10 protein-coding genes, 1 tRNA gene and 1 pseudogene are annotated in these 23,334 nt (G+C 67.0%); 11 read left to right on the top strand and 1 reads right to left on the bottom strand.

The window, feature by feature from the left end; genetic code table 11:
- The first annotated feature begins 102 nt into the window (after positions 1-102).
- The 11 genes and pseudogenes from ABIC35_RS16705 to ABIC35_RS16655 all read left to right on the top strand — a co-directional run.
- A complete protein-coding gene (locus ABIC35_RS16705; RefSeq protein ID WP_121076329.1) occupies positions 103-2,424 on the top strand; it encodes a beta-N-acetylhexosaminidase in 2,322 nt (773 codons plus the stop codon).
- On the top strand, positions 2,421-5,009 hold the full coding sequence (locus ABIC35_RS16700; protein WP_121076326.1) for a beta-mannosidase: 2,589 nt from the start codon (positions 2,421-2,423) through the stop codon (positions 5,007-5,009). Before ABIC35_RS16705 ends, ABIC35_RS16700 begins: the two co-directional genes overlap by 4 nt.
- Positions 5,009-7,570: a glycoside hydrolase family 3 C-terminal domain-containing protein gene (locus ABIC35_RS16695; protein WP_121076323.1), complete on the top strand. Its 2,562-nt coding sequence runs from the start codon at positions 5,009-5,011 to the stop codon at positions 7,568-7,570. The genes ABIC35_RS16700 and ABIC35_RS16695 overlap by 1 nt, the downstream gene beginning before the upstream one ends.
- A complete protein-coding gene (locus ABIC35_RS16690) occupies positions 7,567-8,994 on the top strand; it encodes a glycoside hydrolase family 125 protein (protein WP_121076320.1) in 1,428 nt (475 codons plus the stop codon). Before ABIC35_RS16695 ends, ABIC35_RS16690 begins: the two co-directional genes overlap by 4 nt.
- The gene (locus ABIC35_RS16685) at positions 8,994-11,315 is read left to right on the top strand and encodes a GH92 family glycosyl hydrolase (protein ID WP_121079298.1); all 2,322 of its coding nucleotides are present in this window, start codon (positions 8,994-8,996) and stop codon (positions 11,313-11,315) included. Before ABIC35_RS16690 ends, ABIC35_RS16685 begins: the two co-directional genes overlap by 1 nt.
- Complete coding sequence (locus ABIC35_RS16680; RefSeq protein ID WP_121076317.1) at positions 11,315-13,519, top strand: hypothetical protein; 2,205 nt, start codon at positions 11,315-11,317, stop codon at positions 13,517-13,519. The genes ABIC35_RS16685 and ABIC35_RS16680 overlap by 1 nt, the downstream gene beginning before the upstream one ends.
- Entirely contained in the window at positions 13,516-15,438 is a 1,923-nt protein-coding gene (locus ABIC35_RS16675; RefSeq protein WP_121076315.1) for an alpha-L-fucosidase, read from the top strand. Before ABIC35_RS16680 ends, ABIC35_RS16675 begins: the two co-directional genes overlap by 4 nt.
- 245 nt (positions 15,439-15,683) lie before the next feature.
- A complete protein-coding gene (locus ABIC35_RS16670; RefSeq protein ID WP_121076312.1) occupies positions 15,684-16,682 on the top strand; it encodes a N(4)-(beta-N-acetylglucosaminyl)-L-asparaginase in 999 nt (332 codons plus the stop codon).
- Between the two features lie 24 nt (positions 16,683-16,706).
- The gene (locus ABIC35_RS16665) at positions 16,707-19,442 is read left to right on the top strand and encodes a TonB-dependent receptor (RefSeq protein ID WP_121076309.1); all 2,736 of its coding nucleotides are present in this window, start codon (positions 16,707-16,709) and stop codon (positions 19,440-19,442) included.
- A gap of 188 nt (positions 19,443-19,630) precedes the next feature.
- Positions 19,631-19,706, top strand: a tRNA-Thr gene (locus ABIC35_RS16660).
- A gap of 116 nt (positions 19,707-19,822) precedes the next feature.
- Positions 19,823-19,987: pseudogene (locus ABIC35_RS16655) on the top strand (hypothetical protein); the annotation flags it as partial.
- Here the strand turns inward: ABIC35_RS16655 and ABIC35_RS16650 are convergent.
- Positions 19,917-22,538 carry a glycoside hydrolase family 9 protein gene (locus tag ABIC35_RS16650; protein ID WP_121076306.1) on the bottom strand — a complete coding sequence of 874 codons (2,622 nt, stop codon included), beginning with the start codon at positions 22,536-22,538 and terminating at the stop codon, positions 19,917-19,919. The pseudogene ABIC35_RS16655 and the gene ABIC35_RS16650 sit on opposite strands and share 71 nt — an antisense overlap.
- Positions 22,539-23,334 lie beyond the last annotated feature (796 nt).

Raw genomic sequence — 23,334 nt, 5'->3', positions numbered from 1 at the left:
GAACTATGTCCGGAGACGCAAGGCTGTTGCCCGATAGGATCTAAATTGGTTACACCCTTGCTCCGGCCCCGCTCGGCGGCCGCGACAAGAGGGGAGTTTCCGATGCGCGCGATCCTGAAAACGGCAAGGCATTCCGGCTGGGCGGCACTGCTGCTGTCCTCGACCGCTTTCGCCCAGACCGTGCCGCCGCTCACCCCCCTCCCCGCCAGCGTGACGCTGGGCAAGGGCAGCTTCACGGTGGCGAACGGCACCGCGATCGCCGTGCCCGCCGGCGATACCGCCGCTGCGGCCGCCGCCAAGCTGCTCGCCGCCCATGTGAAGGTGGAGCGCGGCCTGACGCTGGGCGCGACCGGCTCCAGCGGTGCGATCCGCTTCGAGCGCGATGCCGCGATCCAGGGCGCCGAGGCCTATCGGATGACCGTCGACGCCAAGGGGGTGCGCATCGCCGCTTCGGGCGATCGCGCCCTGCTCTACGGCGCGATGACGCTCGCCCAGCTGCTCAGCCCCGACCATGGCTTCGGCAAGCCGGTGAAGCTGCCGGCACTAAACGTGGAGGACGCGCCGCGCTTCGGCTGGCGCGGGCTGATGCTCGACGTCGCCCGCCATTTCCAGCCGATCGAATTCGTCTACGGCGTGGTCGACCAGATGGCCTCGGTGAAGCTCAACACGCTCCACCTCCACCTCACCGACGACCAGGGATGGCGCTTCGAGGTGAAGCGCTATCCCAAGCTTACCGAAATCGGCGGCTGGCGCACTCCGCCGAGCACCGGCGGCGCGCCCGGCCCCAAGGTCGGCGGCTTCTACACGCAGGAGCAGTTGAAGGCGCTGGTCGCCTATGCCGCCGAGCGCGGCGTGACGATCGTCCCCGAGATCGACCTGCCCGGTCACGCCCAGGCGCTGGTCGCCGCCTATCCTGAACTCGGCATCTTCGGCGACCATACCGAAGTGTCGCACGACTGGGGCGTGAACCCCTATCTGTTCAACCCCGGCCCCAAGGGCATCACCTTTGTCAAGGAAGTCCTCGACGAGCTGATGGCGGTGTTCCCGGGCACCTACGTCCATCTCGGCGGCGACGAGGCGGTTAAGGACCAGTGGGAGCGCTCGCCCGAGGTGCAGGCGCAGATCAAGGCGCTGGGGCTGAAGGACGAGAACGCGCTGCAGAGCTGGATGATCGAGCAGTTCGGCGCGTACCTCGAGAGCCACAACCGCCGCCTGATCGGCTGGGACGAGATCCTCGAGGGCGGCCTGCCGAAATCCGCATCGGTGATGTCGTGGCGCGGCGAGAAGGGCGCAGTGGATGCGGCAAACCAGGGGCATGACGTGGTGCTCTCGCCCGCCCCCACCCTCTATCTCGACAGCCTGCAGAGCGACCGCCGCGACGAGCCGCCAGGCCGCCTGTCGATCCAGACGCTGGCCGACGTGTACAAGTACGAGCCGATGCCGGTGGGCATCGACGCCGCCAAGGCGAGCCATGTGCTCGGCGCGCAGGGCAATGCGTGGAGCGAGTATCTGATCACGCCGTACCAGGTGCAGCACATGCTGTTCCCCCGCGCGGCGGCGATCGCCGAGATCACCTGGTCAGGCAAGGACAAGCGCGATTTTGACGGCTTCGTGCAGCGCCTCCAGCCGCAGATGGCGCGCTGGCGCCGTTCGGGGATGGAAGTCGCCGACAGCGCCTTCGCGGTCGACTACAAGCTGCAGGGCACCCGCGGCGAGGCACTGCGGGCGAACCAGGCCAAGGTGGCGCTGGCCACCCAGACCGGCTTCGGCACGATCCGCTACACGCTCGACGGCAAGCAGCCCACCGGCAAGTCGCCGGTCTACAAGGCGCCGCTGACGCTCAAACCCGGCACGACGATCACCGCCGCAGCGTTCGACGCGGCCGGCGTGGCCACCGCGACGCCGCGCGCTTTCGACACCAGCCGCACCGCGCTGCTCACCCGCACCAGCTCGGACATGGTGGCGTGCCCCAAGGGCGCGCTCGGCCTGCGCGTGCCGCTGAACAGCGAGGCGCAGGAAAATGCGCCGGTGTTCAACGTCAACCTGTTCGACACCTGCACCGCCTATGCGGCCGCGCCGATGGACATTGCAACGGGCTTCACCGTCGATGTGGCCCGTACGCCGCGCAACTACGGCCTGGCGCACGACTTCAACAAGGTCCGGGCGCATTACAATGTCAGCACGTACGGCGAGCTGATCGTCCGCGCGCGCTGCATCGCGGCCGCCAAGGATCCGTCGATCAAGCCGATCGTCATCGCCACCTTCCCGCTGCCCGATCCCGCCAAGGCGCCGCAGCAGTTCCGCTTCTCCGGCACGCTGCCCAAGCTGAGCGGCGACGAGGATATCTGCTTCCAGTTCACGTCCCCGCTCAGTGACCCGTTCTACACGGTCGAACGCGTGGTGCTGACGGAGAACGCGAAGTGAAGGCCCGCGCGCTCGCCCTGCTGCCCCTTCTCGCGCTGGTCACCCCGGCCTGGGCGGACCCCCGCCAGTCGGTCTCGCTCGACGGTGCCTGGGAAGTCCGCATCGACCCCAGCGACGCCGACGCCGCCAAGGCCCACCCCAAGGAAGCCGCCTGGTTTCCCGCCAAGGTGCCCGGCAGCGTCCAGCAGGATCTGATCGCCGCCAGGCGCGTGCCCGATCCGTCCAAGGGCATCAACGAGGCGCCGATCCAATGGGCCGGCCTCACCCGCTGGCAGTTCCGCCGTACGCTCAACGTCACGCCGGCGATGCTCGCGCGCGACCATCTCGACCTGGTGTTCGACGGACTCGACACCTTCGCCACGGTGACGCTCAACGGCCAGAAGCTGGTCGAGACCGACAACGCCCATCGCCGCTGGCGGGTGGACGCCAAGCAGGCGCTCAAGGCGGGCGCGAACGAGCTGGTCGTCACCATCGCCTCGCCGATCAAGACGCTGCAGCCGATGGTACTGGCGGAGAAATTCCCGCTCCCCGGCGAATATGATTCCGCGTTCGGTGATGAGCCCAAGGGCAAGCAGACCTCGCCTTACATCCGCAAGCCCAAGTACGATTACAGCTGGGATTGGGCGCCGCGCATCGTCAAGATCGGCCTGTGGCGGCCGGTGCGCCTGGAAGCCTGGGACGATGCCCGCATCGACGGTTTCCGCGTCGACCAAGAGGCGCTGAACCCCGCCGAGGCGCGGCTGGTCGCGCGCTGGAAGCTGCTCGGCGACCGCGCGCGCGCCGTCACCGTCCGCACCCGCATCACCGGCCCCGACGGCCAGACCATCGAGGCGAGCCGCACGCTCACGCTCGGCGCGGGCGAGAATGCCGTCAGCGTGCCGCTCACCCTGGCGAAGCCCCAGCTCTGGTGGCCGGCGGGCTATGGCGCGCAGCCGCTCTACAAGGTCGAGGCGACGCTGGAGGAAGACGGCGCGGTCAGCGACCGCGTGTCGCAGCGCATCGGCCTGCGCACCGTCGAGCTGCTGACCCAGGCCGGCGGCTTCGGCTTCCGCGTCAACGGGCTGCCGATCTTCGCCAAGGGCGCGAACCTGATCCCGTTCGACATGTTCCCGAACAACGTGACCGAGGCACGCATGCGCCGCATGCTCACCGACGCACGCGACACCAACATGAACATGATCCGCGTGTGGGGCGGCGGCTATTATCTCGATGACGCCTTCTACGCCGCGGCCGACGAACTGGGCCTGATGGTGTGGCAGGACTTCATGTTCGGCGGCTCGATCACCCCGCCCGACGCGGCGTTTCGCGAAAATGTCCGCATCGAGGCCGAGGAGCAGGTCGCCCGGCTCCAGCCGCATCCCTCGATCGTCGGCTGGAACGGCGGCAACGAGATCCTGTCGGGCTGGGAAAACTGGTCCGATCGCAAGGCGTTCAAGAAGGCGGTGGGCGCGGACGAGCAGGAGCGGATCGGCGCCGGCATGGCCGTGCTGTTCGATCGCACCCTGCGCGACGCAGTGCTGAAGGAAGCCCCCGGCACCACCTATTGGCCGGGCTCGCCGTCGAACGACTATACCGGCCCGGTCGATACCGACGCCACCGGGGACCGCCATTTCTGGGATGTCTGGTCGGGCTCCAAGCCGGTCGAGAACTACCTGAACGGCTGTGCGCGGTTCATGTCCGAATACGGCTTCCAGGCGATGCCGAACCTGTCGACGATCCGCGACTTCGCGGGGAAGGGACCGCTGGCGATCGACAGCCCGGTGCTCAAGGCGCACCAGAAGTTCCTGGCCGGCGAAGGCAATAGCCGCCTCCAGCTCTATCTCGACCAGCGGCTGCGCAAGCCCGCCGACTTCGCCGATCTCGTCTACCTCACCCAGGTCAACCAGATGCAGGCGATCGGCATGGCCGCGCGCCACCACCGCGCCTGCGCGCCGATCACCATGGGCTCGCTGTTCTGGCAGCTCAACGATGCCTGGCCCGCGATCAGTTGGGCGAGCATCGACTATGACGGCCAGTGGAAGCTGCTCCAGTACGAGGCGCGCCGGATGTTCGCGCCCCAGGCGATCGTTGCCGAGCACAAGGACAGTGCGACCCGCCTCGCCGCCGTGTCCGACGCGACAAAGCTGATCGCCGCCGAATGGCGCGTCCGCGGCTTCACCATGGACGGCAAGCCGCTGGGCACGAAGGCGTCGACATTCGACCTGTCGCCGGGCGCGCTCGAACTCGCCACGATCGCCGATGCCGATCTGTTCGGCACCGCGGCACCCGCCGACAGCTATGCCGTCGCCGAGCTGTGGATCGACGGCAAGCCAGTCTCGCGCGAACTCGTCGAACGGTCGCTGCCCAAGGACATGGCCTATCCGGCCCCGCGCCTGTCGGTACGCTGGCAGGGCAAGCAGGTGACCGTCACGGCGGGCGCGCTGGCCCGCGCGGTTATGCTCGATTTCGGCACCACCGTCGCGCATCCGAGCGACAATGGCTTCGACCTGCTGCCGGGCGAGAGCCGCACGCTCACCATCACGTCCGAGGCCAGCGGCACCGCGCTCGCCCGCGCCCTTACCCTTCGTACGCTGGGACCCCGTTGATGCCCTTCCTTCCCCTGCTTCTCCTCGCCAGCGATCCAGATCCGGTCGCCGCCGCCATCGCCAAGATGACGATCGAGCAGAAGGCCGCGCAGCTCCAGAGCACCGCGCCCGCCGATCCAGAGATCGGCCTGCCCGCCTATGACTGGTGGAACGAGGGCCTGCACGGCCTCGCCCGCGACGGCTATGCGACGGTGTTCCCGCAGGCGATCGGCCTCGCCGCGACCTGGGACGTGCCGCTGCTCCACAAGGTGGGCGACACCGTCGCCACCGAGGCGCGCGCGAACTTCAACGCCAAGCCGGTCAGCGCGAACCGCAAGATCTATGAAGGGCTGACGATCTGGTCGCCCAACATCAACATCTTCCGCGATCCGCGCTGGGGTCGCGGCCAGGAGACCTATGGCGAGGATCCGTTCCTCACCGGCCATCTCGCGATCGGCTTCATCCAGGGGCTGCAGGGTCCGGATCCGGCGCACCCCAAGGTGCTCGCCACGCCCAAGCATTTCGCGGTGCATAGCGGGCCGGAGGCCGGACGCGACGGCTTCGACGTCGATCCCAGCCCGCAGGACCTAGAATCGACCTACACCCCCGCCTTCCGCCTGGCCATCACCGAGGGCAAGGCGCAGTCGCTGATGTGCGCCTACAACTCGATCCACGGCACGCCGGCCTGCGCGTCGGGCGGGCTGCTCAACGATCGGCTACGCAAGGACTGGGGCTTTACCGGCCTCACCGTCTCGGACTGCGACGCGGTGGCCAATATCCACCTGTTCCACCATTACAGCCTCGACGCGGCCGAAGCCGCCGCGGTGGCGATCAAGGGCGGCAACGACCTGAACTGCGGCACCACCTATGCGGCATTGCCGGAGGCGGTGAAGCGCGGGCTGGTGAGCGAGGCGGAGGTCGACGTGGCGCTGAAGCGCGCGCTCGACGCCCGCCGTGCACTTGGCATCGCGTTCGGCGGGGCCAATCCGTGGAGCAAGATCAAGCCCAGCGAACGCGGCACCCCGGCGCAGCGCGCGCTGGCGCTGGAAGCCGCGCGCAAGGCGATCGTGCTGCTCAAGAATGACGGCGACCGCCTGCCGCTCTCGACTGGCGGCCGCATCGCGGTGATCGGCGCCAATGCCGACGATCTCGGTGTGCTGGAGGGGAATTACCACGGCACCGCCAAGGATCCAGTGACCCCGCTCGACGGCATCCGCCGCCAGTTCGGCGCGGACCGCGTCGTGTACGCGCAAGGATCGCAGCTGGCCGAGGGCGGCGCGGTGATCATGCCCGAAACCGCCTTCCGCGCGGACGGCAAGCCGGGTCTCAAGGCCGAATATTTCGCCACCCCGACGGTGACCGGCACGCCCGTCACTACCCGGCAGGATCGCCGCATCGACTTCAATTATGCCCGCGCCGCTCCGCTGCCGGGCCTCAACCCCACCGGCTTTGCGGTGCGCTGGAGCGGCGAGTTCACGCCCCCGGGCGCCGGCGACTATGAGTTGGCGATCGACATCCCCGCCTGCTGGAAGGATTGCAACACGCACGACGCGGTGCGGCTGTGGGTGGACGGCAAGCTCCTCCATGACGGCCCGCTCGGCAAGGCGCGGGTGGCGGTGAAGGTCGCCAGCGACGGCAAGCCCGTGCCCTTCCGCATGGAGATCGACCATCGCAGCGAGGATGGCGGCGTGCGTCTGATGTGGCAGCCGCCGGCCGAACCGATGCTCGCCCAGGCGCTCGACGTCGCCAAGAACGCCGACACGATCGTCGCGGTGCTCGGTCTGTCGCCCGATCTCGAGGGCGAGGCGCTCAGCGTATCGATCCCCGGCTTCGTCGGCGGCGATCGTACCGACATCGCCCTGCCCCGCCCGCAGCTCGACCTGCTCAAGGCGCTGCGCAAGACCGGCAAGCCGCTGGTCCTGGTCCTCACGAGCGGCAGCGCGGTGGCGGTCGATCCGAGCCTCGCCGACGCGATCCTCGAAGCCTGGTACCCGGGCGAGGAAGGCGGCGCCGCAATCGCCGAGACGCTCGCCGGCAAGAACAACCCCTCGGGCCGCCTGCCGCTGACCTTCTATGCCTCGACCGACGACCTGCCGGCATTCGTGGACTATGGCATGAAGGAGCGCACCTATCGCTTCTTCACCGGCAAGCCGCTCTGGGGCTTCGGGCACGGCCTGAGCTACACCAAGTTCGCCTATGGCGATGTCGCGGTGAAGGCCGCGGGCATCGGCCAGCCGGTGCAGGTCAGCGCCAAGCTCACCAATGCGGGGAACCGCAGCGGCGAGGAAGTAGCACAGGTCTATGTCGTCACGCCGGATGCCAACAAACCAGGTGGGTTCACAACCCCCGTCCTCCAGCGTCAGCTTGCCGGCTTCCAGCGTGCGTCGCTTGCGCCGGGCAAATCGGCCAGCCTGTCGTTCACGCTCGATCCGCGCAGCATCAGCAGCGTCGCGCGCGACGGCACTCGTCGGGTGTTGCCGGGCACCTATCGCGTCTGGGTCGGCGGCGGCCAGCCGGGCGACGGCGCTGGCGGGTGGGCCGAATTCACGCTGAGCGGCGACGCGCAGGTGCTGCCGAAATGATCAATCGCCGCACCCTGCTCGGTTCGGGCCTGGCGCTCGCCGCCACGCCCGCCTTCGCCGCGGACACGCCCGCGTTCGTCAGCAAGCGCCCCGCACCGGCCGACCGCCGTTTCGTCAGCAAGGCGGTCGAGCGCGAAATCGCGCGCATTTCCAGCAGGATCGCCGATCCCAAGCTGCGCTGGATGTTCGGCAACTGCTATCCCAACACGCTCGACACCACGGTGAAGATGGGCGTGGTGGACGGCAAACCCGACGCCTTCGTCATCACCGGCGACATCGACGCGCTGTGGCTGCGCGACAGTTCGGCGCAGGTGCGGCCCTATCTGCATCTGGCGAAGGAAGACGCCGATCTCCGCCGCCTCTACCAGGGCCTGATCGCGCGCCAGGCGCGCTGCATCCTGCTCGATCCCTATGCCAACGCCTTTCTCGAGGATACCAGCGCCCGTACCGAACTGAGCTGGGCGCTGCACGACAAGACCGAGATGAAGCCGGGCGTCGCCGAGCGGAAGTGGGAGATCGACAGCCTATGCTATCCCATTCGATTGGCGCATGATTATTGGAAGGCGACCGGCGACACCTCCCCGTTCGACGCCCAATGGGCGGAATCCGCCCGCACCATTATTCGCACCTTCCGCGAGCAGCAGCGCAAGGATGGGCCGGGGCCCTATCGCTTCCTGCGCAGCAGCGACCGGCCGACCGAGACGCTGATGCTGGACGGCTATGGCCCGCCCAGCCGCCCGGTAGGGCTGATTCATTGCGGATTTCGCCCGTCCGACGACGCCTGCGTATATCCGTTCCTGATTCCGGCAAATCACTTTGCGGTGACGGTCCTGCGCGAACTTGCTGCGCTTGCGATGGCGACGCGCAAGGATTCCGCAATTGCGAACGATGCGACGTCCCTGGCCGGTGAAGTCGAGGCAGCGCTGCGCGCGTACGGCACGATGCGGCTCCGCGACGGGCGCGAGGTGATGGCGTATGAAGTCGACGGCTTCGGCAACGCGATCTTCATGGACGATGCCAATGTGCCGTCGCTTTCGAGCCTCGCCTATCTCCGCTGCGTCGATCGGAACGACCCGCTATGGCAGCGCACTGCCGCCGCGGCGTGGAGTGACGCCAACCCCTATTGGTCGCTCGGCAAGGTTGTCGAAGGCATCGGCGGACCGCATGTCGGCCTGGGCCATGTCTGGCCCATGTCGTTGATTATGCGCGGTTTCAGCTATGACGGCGACGTGCGAACGCTTCGCAATATCCTGCGAATGCTTAGCACTAGCGACGCTGGCACCGGCTTCATCCATGAGGCCGTGAACCAGGATGACCCGTCCAAGTTCACCCGCGACTGGTTCGCCTGGGCCAATGGCCTGTTCGGCGAGCTGCTGGTCCACCTCGCGGCCGTGCAACCCAAGCTGCTTCAGGAAACCTTGTGATCCTCTCCCGCCGCCGCCTGCTCGGCTCCAGCGCGATCGGCCTCGCCGCCGCCGCCATTCCGCGTCCCGCTGCGGCGACATCGCTCCGCCGCACTGCACCAAATCTGTTTATCGGTACCGGCGGCACCGGCCATACCTATCCGGGCGCGACCGTGCCGTTCGGCATGGTGCAGCTGAGCCCCGATACCGGCGTCGAGCGCTGGGAGACCTGCTCGGGCTATTATCATAGCGACGGCTCGATCCTCGGCTTCTCGCACACACATCTTTCGGGCACCGGCATCGGCGACATGCTCGATCTACTAGTTGTCCCCGCCCGGGGACCCGTGGTGCTGCAGCCCGGCACGCGCGAAAAGCCCGAGACTGGCTATCGCCAGCGCTATCACGACGAGCATGCCGAGCCCGGCTATTACCGCGTGGCGCTCGACAACGGCGTCCGTGCGGAGTTGACCGTCACTGAGCGAACCGGCTGGCATCGTTACACATTTCCGGCCGGCGCCGGGCACATCCTGCTAGATCTGTCGCATCTGGTGCTCGACAGCTCGGACAGCCCGCCGCTGATCGCCGACGCGCTGATGGAAGTGGAGGCCGACGGCACGATCACCGGTCGGCGACAAGTCTTCCGCTGGGCGAAGGGCCGCAAGATCTTCTTCGCGCTCCAGCTCTCGCGCCAACCCGATCGCATCACCTTCTACGGCGATGACGATGCCGAGCAGCCCGCCGGCAGCCACAAGGTCACCGGACGGCGACTGAAGGCGGCCCTGCACTATGCGGACGCAGGAAATGCCCCGATTCTCGTGCGTTGCGGGATCTCCGGCGTCGATGCCGCCGGCGCCCGCGCCAATCTGGTCACCGAAGCGAGACATTGGGACTTCGATCGCACCCGCCGCGATGCCACCGCCCGGTGGCAACCGGCGCTCGATGCGGTTAAGGTCGAGGGCGGCACCGCCGACCAGCGCACGATCCTCAGCAGCGCACTCTACCATGCGCAGCTTGCCCCCACGCTGTTTTCCGATTTCGACGGCCGGTATCTCGGCATGGATGGGCAGATCCACAGCGTTCCCAAGGGCGGCGCGGCCTATAGCACCTATTCGCTGTGGGACACCTATCGCGCCCTCCACCCCCTCCTCACCCTGATCGCGCCCGATCGCACCAAGTCGCTGGTCGACGATTTGATCCGCCAGACGGCACAGTCGCCCTATGGCCCGCTGGTCTGGCCGCTGCAGGGAAAGGAAACCGGCACGATGATCGGCTGGCACGGCGTCGTGCCGCTCGCGGAGGCGCAGGCCAAGGGCATCGAGGCCGATTATGCCGCCGCCTGGCCGGCGATCCGCCGCCGCAGCTTCGATTTCACCGCGCCGGACAAGGACAACAGCAAGGGCCGCGATCTCTACGATCGCATGGGCTATGTGCCTGCGGACAAATGGTTCGAGAGCGTCAGCCGGACGCAGGAATATGCGTATGACGATTGGGCGTCGTCGCATCTCGCCGCCGCGATCGGCGAGCAGGCCGATGCCGCGCGGCTACGCACGCGCTCGGGCAACTGGCGCAACGTGATCGACGGCAGCATCGGCTTCGCGCGCCCGCGCTTCGCCGATGGCAGCTGGTGGACGCCCTATGATCCCGTCCAACTCGGCCACATGCCCAAGCCCTGGTGGCGCGACTATACCGAGGCGAATGGCTGGCAGGCGACCTTCCTCAACCAGCACGACGTCTATGGGCTGATCCAGCACACGGGCGGCGACGGCAAGTTCGAGGCCAAGCTCGACGCGCTGTTCAACGCGCCCTCCACCCTGCCCGACAATGCCCCGCCCGACATTTCGGGGCTGGTCGGCCAGTATGCCCACGGCAACGAGCCCGATCAGCACGCCGCCTATCTCTATGCCTATGTCGGCGCGGCCTGGAAGACGCAGGCGATGGTCCGGCGGCTGTGCACCGAGATGTACAAGAACGATCCCGACGGGATCATCGGCAACGACGATTGCGGCCAGATGAGCGCCTGGTTCGTCTTCTCGGCACTGGGCTTCTACCCCGTCGATCCGGTTGAGGCGGCCTATGTGTTCGGTTCGCCACTGTTCGAGCGGGCCGAGGTGATGGTCGGCAAGGGGCGGAAGCTGGTGATCCAGGCGCCGGGCAACCGCGCCGACACGCCGTACATCGCGGCGGTGAGCTGGAACGGCAAGCCGTGGACCAAGAGCTGGATCGCGCACGCCGATCTGGTGAAGGGCGGCACGCTGCGCTTCACCATGTCGGCGAAACCGAACCCCGGCTTCGGGCGCGCGCTGGCCGACCGGCCGCCGTCCAACGGCCGCATCCCGGCCTGATGCTGCTCGCCGCCGCGCTCCTGACGACGACGGCGCCCTGCGTCGCCGGCGGTGCCGGCGGCGCGGTGGCGGCCGACTTGCTGCGCACGCAGCTGGAGGAGCGGCACGCGCCCTGCGCGCGGGTGTTGCTCGCGCCGCAAGAAGCCGTCGAGGCCGCCCTTCCCACCCCGCGCCGCGCGGCGTGGCGCAAGGTGGCGCCGAAGCGCCTGCCGCGCGAGGGCTTCGCCGTCCGGCGGATCGGCGACACGCTGGTGATCACCGCACAGGGCACACGCGGGCTGGTCTATGGCGCCGGCTGGTATCTGCGGACCGGCGCCCGGCCGCTGCGCTACGACAGCGCGCCGGCGCGGCCGGTGCGGCTCACCCAGATCGGCTACCGCGCCAAGAACAACAGCTATGATGCCTGGACGGTGGCGATGTTCCGCCGCCGGATCGAGGATTTCGCGCTGTGGGGCGCCAGCGGCGTGCAGGTGATCGCGCCGGTCTCCGACGACGACGCCACCAGTCCGCTCTTCCCCGCCCCGCCGCTGGAGACGCTGCGCGGCATCGGCGAGATCGCGCACCGGCTGGGCATCGACTTCGCGCTGTATTATCCGAACCTGCACGACTATGACACGCAAGCCGAACGCGACCACGAACTCGGCCGCTTTCGAATCCTGCTCGGCGCCTTGCCCCAGGTCGACGCCCTCTATGTTCCCGGCGGCGATCCCGGCCATGCCGCGCCCGACCGGCTGTTCCCGCTGGTTGCCGAGGAAGCCGCGACCTTGCGCGCGCAAAACCCGGCGGCCAGCGTCTGGATCTCCACCCAGGGCTTCGACGCGGCGGGGCTCGACGCCTTCTATGCGCAACTCGCCCGCCGCCCGCGCTGGCTGACCGGCATCTTCGCCGGGCCCCAGACCCGCGACCCCGTCGCCACCCAGCGGCGCCACCTGCCTGCCGGCTATCAGCTGCTGCTCTATCCCGACATCGCCCACACCATGCACGCGCAGGTGCCGGTCGATCGCTGGAGCCCCGCCTTCGCCCTCACCGAGGGCCGCGAGCCGATCGATCCGCGCCCGCGGGCGATGACGCACCTGTTCCACCATCTCGATCCCGGCAGCAGCGGCTTCGTAACCTATTCCGAGGGCGTCAACGACGATGTGAACCAGTTCCTCTGGTTCCGCCTCGGCTGGGATCCGCACACCACGCCCGAGGCTTTTGCGCGCGACTATGCCACCGGTTTCATTGGAGACCCGGCAGCGGCCAAGGCATTATTCGCGCTGGAAGACAACTGGACAGGCGATCCCGCCGCGAACGCAAGCATCGACGCGACGCTGGCGCTGGTCGACGGCCTCAAGCCTGCCGCCTGGACCGATTGGCGGGTCGATGCGCTCCGCTACCGCGCGGTGTACGACGCGATCGTCCGCCACCGCCTGATCGCCGCCCGCGCCCGCGAGGCCGCCGCTCTTGCCGCGCCCGACGCAGCGACGGCGCGCGCAAGGCTGGCGGAGGCCGATCCCGCGCCCGTGCCGGCGCTCCGCACCCGGCTGTTCGCGCTGGCCGAGCGGCTGTGGCAGGGCGCGCGGCTCCAGCTCAGCGTGAAGCTGTACGGCGCAACCACCATCGAGCGCGGCGCCAATCTCGACCGCGTCGATGTCGACCTCAACGACCGCGTGTGGATCGAACGCCAGCTCGCCACGCACACCCCGGTGCAGCTCGCCGACTATGCCCGGGCGAAGGAAGGCGCGCTCTACGACGATCTCGGCGATCCGTGGAACGCGCCGCATCTCGTCCGCGGCAGCAGTCCCGTCACCGATCCGCTGCGCTTCGACGGCGCGGTGGACGGCATTGCCGATCGCACGCCGAACGACGGTTGGCGGATGTCGTGGATCAGCTATGCCGAGAGCCTCTACGACGCGCCGCTGCGGCTCCATTATACCGGCCTCGACCCGAAGCGCCGCTATCGCCTCGTCGCCACCTATGCCGGCGAGGATTATTGGCTGCCGATGCGGCTCGTCGCCAATGGCAGCATCGAGCTTCACCCGCCGCTCGATCGCAAGACCAACCCGATGACGGTGGACATCCCCATCCCCGCTGCCGCCACGCGCGGCGGCACGCTCGATCTCGCCTGGACGCGGCCTGCCGGCATGGGCGGCAGCGGCCGTGGCCATCAGGTCGCCGAGACCTGGCTGATTCCAGAACCCCTCTCCGGAGAACACAAATGACGACCATTTCCCGCCGCGCGCTGGTCGCTGCCGGCATCGCCACCCCGGCGCTCGCCCACGCGGCGACCGGTGCCCCCACCAGGACGCCCGCGCCCAAGCCCTATGGCGCGACGCCGAGCGCCCGCCAGTGGAAGTGGCACCAGCGCGAGCAATATGCCTTCATCCACTTCTCGATGAACACCTTCACCGACAAGGAATGGGGCTATGGCGACGAGGATCCCAAGACCTTCAACCCCAGCGACTTCAACGCCGACCAGATCGTCGCGGCGGCCAAGGCGGGCGGGCTCAAGGGCCTGATCCTGGTCTGCAAGCACCATGACGGCTTCTGCCTGTGGCCGACCAAGCTGACCGAACATTGCATCCGCAACAGCCCCTACAAGAACGGCCAGGGCGACATCGTCCGCGAGATGTCGGACGCGTGCAAGCGCGCCGGGCTGCCCTTCGGCGTCTATCTCTCACCCTGGGACCGCAATCATGCCGAGTACGGCCGCCCCGGCTATATCGCCTATTACCGTGCCCAGCTGACCGAGCTCTGCACCCGGTACGGCACGCTGTTCGAAGTGTGGTTCGACGGCGCCAATGGCGGGGACGGCTATTATGGCGGCGCGCGCGAGACGCGGAAGATCGACGCCCCGGCCTATTACAACTGGCCGTCGATAGTGGCGCTGGTCCACCAGCTCCAGCCCGATGCCTGCACCTTCGATCCGCTCGGCGCCGACATTCGCTGGGTGGGCAATGAGGACGGCGTGGCGGGCGATCCGTGCTGGCCGACCATGCCCAACCACCCCTATGTCCAGAGCGAAGGCAATGCAGGCGTGCGCGGCGGCGCGCTGTGGTGGCCGGCCGAGACCGACGTCTCAATCCGCCCGGGCTGGTTCTACCATGCCGACGAGGATTCGCGGGTGAAGAGCCCCGAGCGGCTGGTCCGGCTCTATGACGAATCGGTGGGTCGTGGGACCAATCTGAACCTCAACCTGCCCCCCGATCGCCGCGGCCGCATCGCCGACCAGGACGTGAAGATCCTCAAGAGCTTCGGCGACGCGATCCGTGCCACCTTCGCGACGGATCTGGCCAAGGGCGCGGTCGCCCATGCCAGCGCGACCCGCGCCTCGGCCTTCGCGGCGTCGCGCGTCCTCGACGGCAACCGCGAGACCTATTGGTCCACGCCCGACGGCACGACCACGCCGATGCTGACGCTCGACCTCAAGCCCGGCACCCGCTTCGACGTCATCCGGCTGCGCGAATATCTGCCGCTGGGAGTCCGCGTGACGCGCTTCGCCGTGGATGCCGAGATCGACGGCAAATGGCAGCAGCTCGCCGAGAAGGAATGCATCTCGGCCCAGCGCATCCTGCGCCTGCCGCAGCCGATCGCGCCGCGCAGGGTGCGGCTGCGCATCCTGGAGGCACCCGCCTGCCCCGCGATCAGCGAGTTCGCGCTGTTCCGCTCGGTGGCACCGGTGCCGGTCGCGCCGATAGTCTCGTCCGACCCGACGGTGATCGACACGCGCACCTGGAAGATCGTGAGCGCCGCCGGTGCGGGCGCCGAGAAGCTGCTCGATCGCGATCCCGGCACGATCTGGACCGTACCCGCTCCCAAGCCGGGCGCGCCGGTCGACGTGACGATCGATCTGGGCAGCGAAACCGCGCTAGCCGGATTCAGCCTCACGCCCTCGCGCCACGTGATGACCGATGCCGCCCCGCCCAAGGGCTATGCGGCCGAGGTCAGCACCGACGGCAAGACCTGGCAACCTGCCGCCAGCGGCGAGTTCAGCAACATCGCCTATGCGCTCTCCACCCAGCGCATCGGCTTTGCACAGGCGCGCGCCGCCCGCTATCTGCGCCTCCGCTTCGCCGAGACCGCCCTGCCCGAGCCCAAGCTCGCCATCGCCGAGATCGGCGGCTTCACCGCGCCGCGCTGAGTCGATCGCGGGCTTCAAGCGGGCCGGGGCGCGGGTGGTGCGCTCCGGCCCGTTGCGTTTCGGCAACAACCCGCCCGAAAAACGTAACGGATGAGACCATCCGCTGCCATATATAAAACCAGTTTCTTTATTTGGTATTGTATACCGATGGGACCTATGACAGCATCCCTGCCAAGCGGTGACAGCAATGTGACACCGCCTGCAACAAGGAGAGCGGCGCAGCGGTGCCGCGTGGGGATGCGACGATGGGACTGGATCGACGCGAGGCTTTGAAATTGGGACTGGCAGGCGCGGCAGCGCTGCCGGCCGCATCGGCGATGGCGCAAGGCTCGGCCAATCGCGCGCTGATTGTCTCAACCTGGGACTTTGGCGCGGCCGCGAACGCCGCCGCCTATGCCCAGTGGAAGAAGACCGGCTCGCTGATCGACGCGGTCGAGGCCGGCGGCTGGGTGCCTGAGGCAGACCCCGAGAACCACTCGGTGGGCCTGGGCGGCTATCCCGATCGCGACGGCCATGTGACGCTCGATGCGATCATCATGGACGATCGCGGCAATGTCGGCGCGGTCGCTGCACTCGAAGATATCCTCCACCCGATTTCGGTGGCGCGCCGCGTCATGGAGAAGACGCCGCACACCTTCCTGGTGGGCGAAGGCGCACGCCAGTTCGCGCTCGAACAGGGCTTCCCGAAGACCCGTCTGCTGACCCCGGAGGCCGAGGGGGCGTGGCGCGAATGGCTTAAGACTGCCAAGTACAAGCCTGTAGCCAATATAGAAAATCAGCGCGGTTCGGCACTGGACCACGACACGATTGGTATTGTCGCCTGTGATGCCAATGGCCGCCTTGCCGGCGCCTGCACCACCTCGGGCATGGCCTTCAAGCTGCGCGGCCGCGTCGGCGACTCTCCCCAAGCCGGGTGCGGCCTGATGGTCGAGCCCGACGTGGGTGCGGCGACCTCCACCGGCGTGGGCGAGGAAGTGACGCGCATCGCCGGTTCGGCGCGCGTCGTCTCGTCGATGCGTGCGGGCATGGATCCGATGGCCGCCTGCCGCGAGGCCGTGCTGCACATCGCCAAATTGCGCGGCGATGCCGTGAAGGACGCGCAGGTCGCGTTCCTCGCCATCGACCGCCACGGCCGGGTCGGCGCCTATGCGCTGCAGCCGGGCTTTACCTATGCGGTTACCGATCTCGCCGGCAAGACCACGGTCCTGCCGGCACAAAACCTTCGTGGCGCGAGCCACGGCTGACACTCTGGGGAGTAAGGGAAGACTATGACGTTCAAGGTTCCTCTGCTGAATTCGGTGGCGATCGCCGCGATCGCCGTCACCGGCCTGTATGCGGCGCCCGCACTGGCGCAGGCGAGCGACGACCAATCGGAAATCGTCGTCACCGGCATTCGCAAGAGCATCGCGGACTCGATCGAGACCAAGCGCAAGGCGAACTCGATCGTCGACGTGCTGAGCGCCGAGGACGTCGGCAAGCTGCCCGACACCAACGTCGCGGAATCGCTGTCGCGTCTGCCGGGCATCACCGTCGATCACCAGTTCGGTGAAGGCGAGCAGCTCTCGATCGCCGGCGTCGAGCCCGCGCTCAACCGCCTGACCATCGACGGCCACTCAATCGCGTCGGCCGATTGGGGCGGCAACCCCTCCGATCGTTCGAGCCGCACCTTCAACTATTCGCTGCTCTCGCCGTCGATCATCAGCCAGGCCGTCGTCTACAAGACGCCGGAAGCCCGGCTGCAGGAAGGCGCGATCGGCGCCAGCGTCGACGTCGTCACCCGCAAGCCGCTCGACCTGAAGCCGAACACGATCGCAGCAACCGGCGGCTACGAGTATAACGGCCGCGTCGAGAAGGGCAGCGTCCGTGGCTCGGGGCTGTACAGCTGGCACAATGACGCCGGCACCTTCGGCATCCTGCTCGGCGCCAATTACGACAAGCAGCAGCTCGCCCGCGCCGGCGTCGCCACCTATTGGTATCGCACCGGTGCCGACCTGCTCGGCAATGCCCCTGCGAGCGCAACCGTCAACGGCACCGCCATCAGCGCGCTGAGCGCCGCCGACAAGGCAGCCTTCGGTACCGCTCGCTATGCCTCGATGCTCGCCCGCGAATATTTCCGCCAGCAGCGCGAGCGCATCGGCTTCAACGGCGCAGTCCAGGTAAAGCCGGCCGACAACCTCACCTTCACCGGCACGGCGATGGTGATCCGCGGCAATTACGACAACGTGTCGAACTCGATCTACACCTTCGGCTACGACGGTTCGGGCCTGACGTCGGCAACCTTCACCCCCGGCAAGGACGGCAATCCCGGCATCGTCACCTCGGCCTCCTTCGCCGGGATCACCAACGGCAAGGGCGCGACCGGCGAGCTGGACGCGAATTATCGCCGCACGCGCGTGAAGAACGATACCTATTCGGTGATGATGGACTGGAAGCCCGGCGGCTGGGACGTCACCGGCAATGTCGGCTACACCAAGGCCAGCGGTGGCAAGAATCCCGAATATCTGCTCGATTTCCGCACCCAGCAGGGTTTCACCGCAGGCGCAAACGGCCAGGACACCAACGTCAACTGGCAGAGCCCGGCGAACGACGCGAGCAAGTGGCTGAGCAACTACACCGCGCTTGGCGGTGAGACGATCACCCGGCCCGACGGCAGCACCTTTGTCGCGCGCCAGATCGGCGGTGTTCCCACCCAGTCGGGCTTCACCGTCGACAAGGAATGGTTCGGCGAGCTGAACTTCAAGCGCGACGTGAATTGGGGCCCGATCACGACGATCCTGTTCGGCGGACGCTATGCCGATCACACCAACAGCAACACCACCTACACCAACGCGGTCTACACCGACCAGAACTACACGCTGGCAGACCTGAACCCGACGCTGCGCGACCCGAGCCTGTATGACGGTCTCGGCGCGACCGGCAACGGCCTGCCCTTCTACGGGCTTGATCAGGCCTCGATCATCTCGACGCTCAGCAAGTACGGCACCTACACCGTCGATCGCGGCCTCTCGCAAAGCGATTACTGGCTGGTGAAGGAGCGGATCGGCGCCGGCTACGTCCAGGCAAACTTCGAGGTCGGCAAATTCCGCGGTAACATCGGCGGCCGCTTCGTCCACACCGAGGACCAGTCGAACTATTATGTCTCCGGTCAGAACGCAGCCAATCAGACCGTGTACACGCTGACCCGCTCGAACACCGACGACAACCGCTTCCTGCCCGCCGCCAACCTGATCTACCAGGCGGGGGAGAACGTGGTGCTGCGCGGCTCGGTGGCGAAGGTCATCGCGCGCGTGCGCTACAGCGATCTCGCCGGCTCGCTCTCGCTCGACGACAGCACCTCGACCGGCAGCGGCGGCAACCCGGACCTGAAGCCCTATGCGGCGACCAATTTCGGTTTCTCGACCGAATGGTATTTCGCACCGGGCAGCTACATCTCGGGTGAGCTCTTCTACCGCGACATCTCCAACTATGTCGGCAACGAGGTGGACGACGGCCCCGACGGCCAAGGCGTGCTGATCACCAACACCGCGACCGGCCAGACCCGCCGCTACTCGATCACCCGTCCGGTCAACGGCGGCAAGGCATCGGTGACGGGCTTCTCGATCTCGGGCAACGCCAACCTGATCTGGGGCTTCGGTGTCCAGGCGAACTACACCTTCGCCGACGCCGACACCCAGTCGAAGAACGGCCTGCCCTATCTGTCGCGCAACACCGTTACCATCTCGCCCTATTTCGAAAAGGGCCCGTTCCAGGCGCGCGTCAGCTACAATCGCCGGTCCAAGTATTTCTACCGCTTCGGCCGCCAGCAGTCTTCGGACTACACCGCCGCCTATCGCGAGCTCGACGCCCAGATTTCGTACAATCTGAACAAGGCGATCTCGTTCACGGCATCGGCATCGAACCTGCTGGACGAGACCTATTACCAGTACAGCTCGACGCCGGACGCACCGACCTCGATCTACAAGAACGGCCGCGTGTTCTCGCTCAGCGCCACGCTGCGGATGTAATGTGCAGATACGGCGCCGGCCTGGCCGGCGCCGTATCCTGGGCTTTCCATGTTCCTGCGCCCGCCCGGCCCCGCCGGACGGGCGCATCTTTTTAGGCTTTCTCCAGCGCGCCCCCGCCCCCTTCCCGCTTGACCCGCTGCGGCAAACCGCGCAGATGCGGGCGCAGCCTCGCTTCGCAGCAAGCCAGGGCCGGTTTAGCTCAGCTGGTAGAGCAGCGGTTTTGTAAACCGAAGGTCGCGGGTTCGATTCCTGCAACCGGCACCATCCACCTTTCCACAGACATCCAGGGACATCCAAAGCTGGCGGATCTCCGTGGGTTTTGGCGGTATCTGATCCACCTAAATCCGGGTCGATCCATTGGACCCACAGCCCTTGACGGTATGTTTGACGGTATCAACACTGCGCCAGCGGAGGAGATACCGTCATGCTCACCCATGCAGGCTTCCCGTCGAAGCAAACCGCGGGACAAAGCGTTCAAAACCCAGGACATGCACGGCATGTACCTCCTCGCTCAGCCTGGCGGCGGCCGGTACTGGCGATGGGACTATCGTCACGACGGCACGTGCGGCACGGTAGCGCTGGGCGCCTGTGCGAGCGTCTCCCTAGTCTAGTTTGCTTCCTCCGATGCGGCATCGCGGCCCGGGCGGCGAGGATATAGGCGGAGGTGGTGCTGACGGTATATTCGTTCTCGAACCACAGAAACGGCCAGTCCGTCTTCGCCTCCGGGAAATCGGGTTTGACGATCAGCACGCCCGGAACAAGGCCGCCCGGAATAAAGCTGTAGTCGGCGCGGTTATGGCCATAGCCGATCAGCTTCGACTCTGTGCCGACCGTCGAAACCAGGGACAGGTTGTTGGCGGGATGCCGCCCCAGCACATAGTCGATCGCATCCAGCGTGTAGCTGGTGCCGATCAGCTCCGGAAACGCCTTGTGCAGCAGGTACATCGTCGACCCGAAGGCAACCACCTGATTGGAGCCGGCCCAGGTTCCAGTGGCGATCGGCACGCCGAACGGGTTGCTCACGTGATCCTGATCGACCTTCGCCTTCATCGCGCGGACCAGCGGCACGAGTTGCGCGCGATAGTCGGCATTCATGAAGGGGACCGCGCGCACCGCCGGGGCGGCGGTCCACTCGAAATGGTCGCGAATGAAAGGAAGCAGCGCGCGCAGACGGTCGGCGTAGACCTTGTCGCCCTTGGTGGTGATCAGCAGTTCCACCGTGGCGGTGACGTTGGCGCCTTCCGCCGAGCGCGGCGACGTCGAATCGTCGCGGCCGTCGCCGGCCTTGATGACTCCCTGCTGCTGCTTGGCCCAAAGCGCCTTGGCGGCGTGGAGCGCTTCGGCTGCCATCGCCGGGTCGCTCTCCGCCAGAGCGCGGCTCGCGCCGGCAAGGCCGGCCGCGACGAAAAGGTTGTTGGCCGGGAGGTCGGTGGTGAACGCCCAGCGATCGTCCTGCGCGCCCGATGCGCCGTTCTTGCGCTCGCTGGCTTTGAGCGACGGATCGAAGATCAGCCCATCGGTCTGCGAGCCGGCATCCCCAAGATGTGCATATTGGCGCAGCGCCGGGTCGACGATCCCGACGATCGCGTGACCGAACACCTTGTACTGCGCGAGCAGCTGCAGCGCGCCGTGCCGGATCTGCTGCAGCGAATCCTCCACGCCGTCGGGCTTGCGTATCTCCACCGCGCGCGCCGCTTCGTCGACGCTGGTTTCGTCCCAGTCGAGACCGAACAGTTCGCGAGCCCAGACCAGATCGCGCACCACCGACGCATTTTCGGGCGTCTGGATGTCGTAGTCGCCCGCGTCCTGAAAGCCGCCGACCGCGAGGCCGGGGATGTGCTCGCCGGCCTTGAACGGGGAATCCAGGTTCGCGCCCATCTTGTAGCCGTCGAAATGCACGATGTTCGGCGGCGCCTGGCGGGCGTCGTCGAGATGCGACGGTGCCGACCAGACGCGATATTGTTCCCGGATGCCGACATGATCCATCTGCTCGGCGATGAACGTGTCGAGCGAGGTCTGCCAGATCCGCGCATAGGCATCGGCCGCAATGCGGAACGGGTTGGTCGTGGTGCCTGCATAGCGGATGGCGTAGATGCCGGGCGCTCGCACGCTGGAGAAGTCGAACGCCGCATAGTCGTAGCGCGTCCAGTGCCCGCGCGACTGCGTACGCGCGCGGAACACCGGCTCCTGGCGGCCGTCGGCGGTCAGGCGGACCAGTTCCGCCTCGGCCGGTGCCGTGAAGTGCGGGTCGAGCTCGATCAGGGCCACCTTGGACCGGTTCGGCGTATAGCCTGCCTGGTTGAACGAAACGACCGGCGGCCGCACCCAGTCCTTCACGACGTTGGGGCGTACATGCCAGACGACGGCATTCTCCTTTGCGCCTTCGGCGATCATCGATCGCACGACAAACCAGCCATTCTGCGCGCGCGCACGCGCATCGTAGAGTGCCAGCGGCCCGCGATCGGAGGTGATGGTGACGCGCGTCATCGGATCTTCGGGCGCCAGCGTGACCGACTTTCCGCCCGACGCCAGCGGCAGCGGGTCGCCCGAGCCGTCCTTGGCCATCGGGCCGGTCGGATGGCGCGGGAACAGCCCGGGAGCGGCGTCCATCAGATAGGTCTTGCCGAAATAGGCGCTCGGCAGAAAATCGAGGTTGAAGCCGGCTTTGCCGACCAGCGCGGCAGGAATCGGACGGTCGAGATCGACCGTGATGCGGAAGCCGTCACCCTCGGCCGTGACCTTGACGGCATAGTCGAGCTTTACGTCCTTGTAGGTCGAGCGAACCACTATCTGGTTGGGCTCCGTGCCGCGGGTGCGGTCGACGAAGGCGGGAACGGGCGCCCATTGTTCGGGCGTCTTGTCGAGGCGCACCGCCCCGTCGGTCGCGATCCGGTTTCCGTGCAGCACGATCTGGATGCCGGCGTTCTTCTCGTCGAAGAAGATCGGACTGAACTGGTTCTGGTCGACAATGACGGTGAGGCCCTGCCTCTCGAGCGTGTTTGCCGGCGTGATCGTCAAGGATTGGGCGTTCACTGCAGCCGAAACGGCGCAGTTGGCCACTGAGGCGAGCAAGGCGAACAGAACCTTATGTTGCATGCATCTCTCCTGGGAATTGTCATTGCCGGTGACTCGCTCGATGGGTGATCAGCCGGTGGAAGGTGTTTGGTGAAAGCTGTACTGCGCTACTGTCGGCCATTCGGGTTGGCCGCTCAGCTGGCGAATCTGTTCGACCAACCGGCACCGCGCGTCTTTTTGAGATGCGCTGAGGCCGCAGCAGCTGCATCGAACACGTGGAGGATCGAAGACCCTTGAATGCTAACCGCCGTCATGGCGGGCGAGGCCAGTGCATTCGACGCGCTAGCCATCAGGGGCAGTTGCGGCGGACCTGTGTGATGCGCCCGACCGTATCGGAGGGAGGCAGCACATTCGTCAAAGCTCGACATGCCCCCTTTTCCTAAATCGCGAGTCATGTCCGCGCTCTCCCGATGATTCTCTATTTTCCGCCATGCTAAAGATAGCGCTACCATTGAGCAATTAGCTTCGCGCTATTTTGTCCAGGCTGTCGCAATCTATCAAATCGCATGATTGCGAATATATGATAGCCGTAGGCCAACTCTGGCCCTTGTTAGGTGACGCGGAAACGACTGGCCCGGCGGGAACTGCGCCCCCCTTCCGATATCGCTGGCCCACCTGATCATTCCGCCGCCTTTGAGCGAAGCTCAAGACGTGATGCTAAACGCGCGGGAGCAGCACTCCACGCTGGCGTCCTTCCGCATCTTCATGCTCAAAACGTGCCTGCTAGAGCATCTTCACGATGGGCGGAATCGCGAGGGATTCCCTTTTCGGTGGTCGTGTGATTCATAGGCGTCCGTCACGACGGAGGCGGCAATGG

The sequence above is a fragment of the Sphingomonas trueperi genome, assembly GCF_040545965.1.
In the GTDB taxonomy this organism is placed as follows: domain Bacteria; phylum Pseudomonadota; class Alphaproteobacteria; order Sphingomonadales; family Sphingomonadaceae; genus Sphingomonas; species Sphingomonas trueperi_C.
Note: the sequence above shows the minus strand (reverse complement) of the source record. Positions and strands in the feature narration are given on the sequence as shown.

Excerpts from the sequence above, each read along its gene's own strand:
- ABIC35_RS16705 (WP_121076329.1), top strand. The coding sequence starts at position 103 with ATGCGCGCGATCCTGAAAACGGCAAGGCATTCCGGCTGGGCGGCACTG.
- ABIC35_RS16695 (WP_121076323.1), top strand. The coding sequence starts at position 5,009 with ATGCCCTTCCTTCCCCTGCTTCTCCTCGCCAGCGATCCAGATCCGGTC.
- ABIC35_RS16690 (WP_121076320.1), top strand. The coding sequence starts at position 7,567 with ATGATCAATCGCCGCACCCTGCTCGGTTCGGGCCTGGCGCTCGCCGCC.
- ABIC35_RS16680 (WP_121076317.1), top strand. The coding sequence starts at position 11,315 with ATGCTGCTCGCCGCCGCGCTCCTGACGACGACGGCGCCCTGCGTCGCC.
- ABIC35_RS16675 (WP_121076315.1), top strand. The coding sequence starts at position 13,516 with ATGACGACCATTTCCCGCCGCGCGCTGGTCGCTGCCGGCATCGCCACC.
- ABIC35_RS16670 (WP_121076312.1), top strand. The coding sequence starts at position 15,684 with ATGGGACTGGATCGACGCGAGGCTTTGAAATTGGGACTGGCAGGCGCG.
- ABIC35_RS16665 (WP_121076309.1), top strand. The coding sequence starts at position 16,707 with ATGACGTTCAAGGTTCCTCTGCTGAATTCGGTGGCGATCGCCGCGATC.
- ABIC35_RS16650 (WP_121076306.1), bottom strand. The coding sequence starts at position 22,538 with ATGCAACATAAGGTTCTGTTCGCCTTGCTCGCCTCAGTGGCCAACTGC.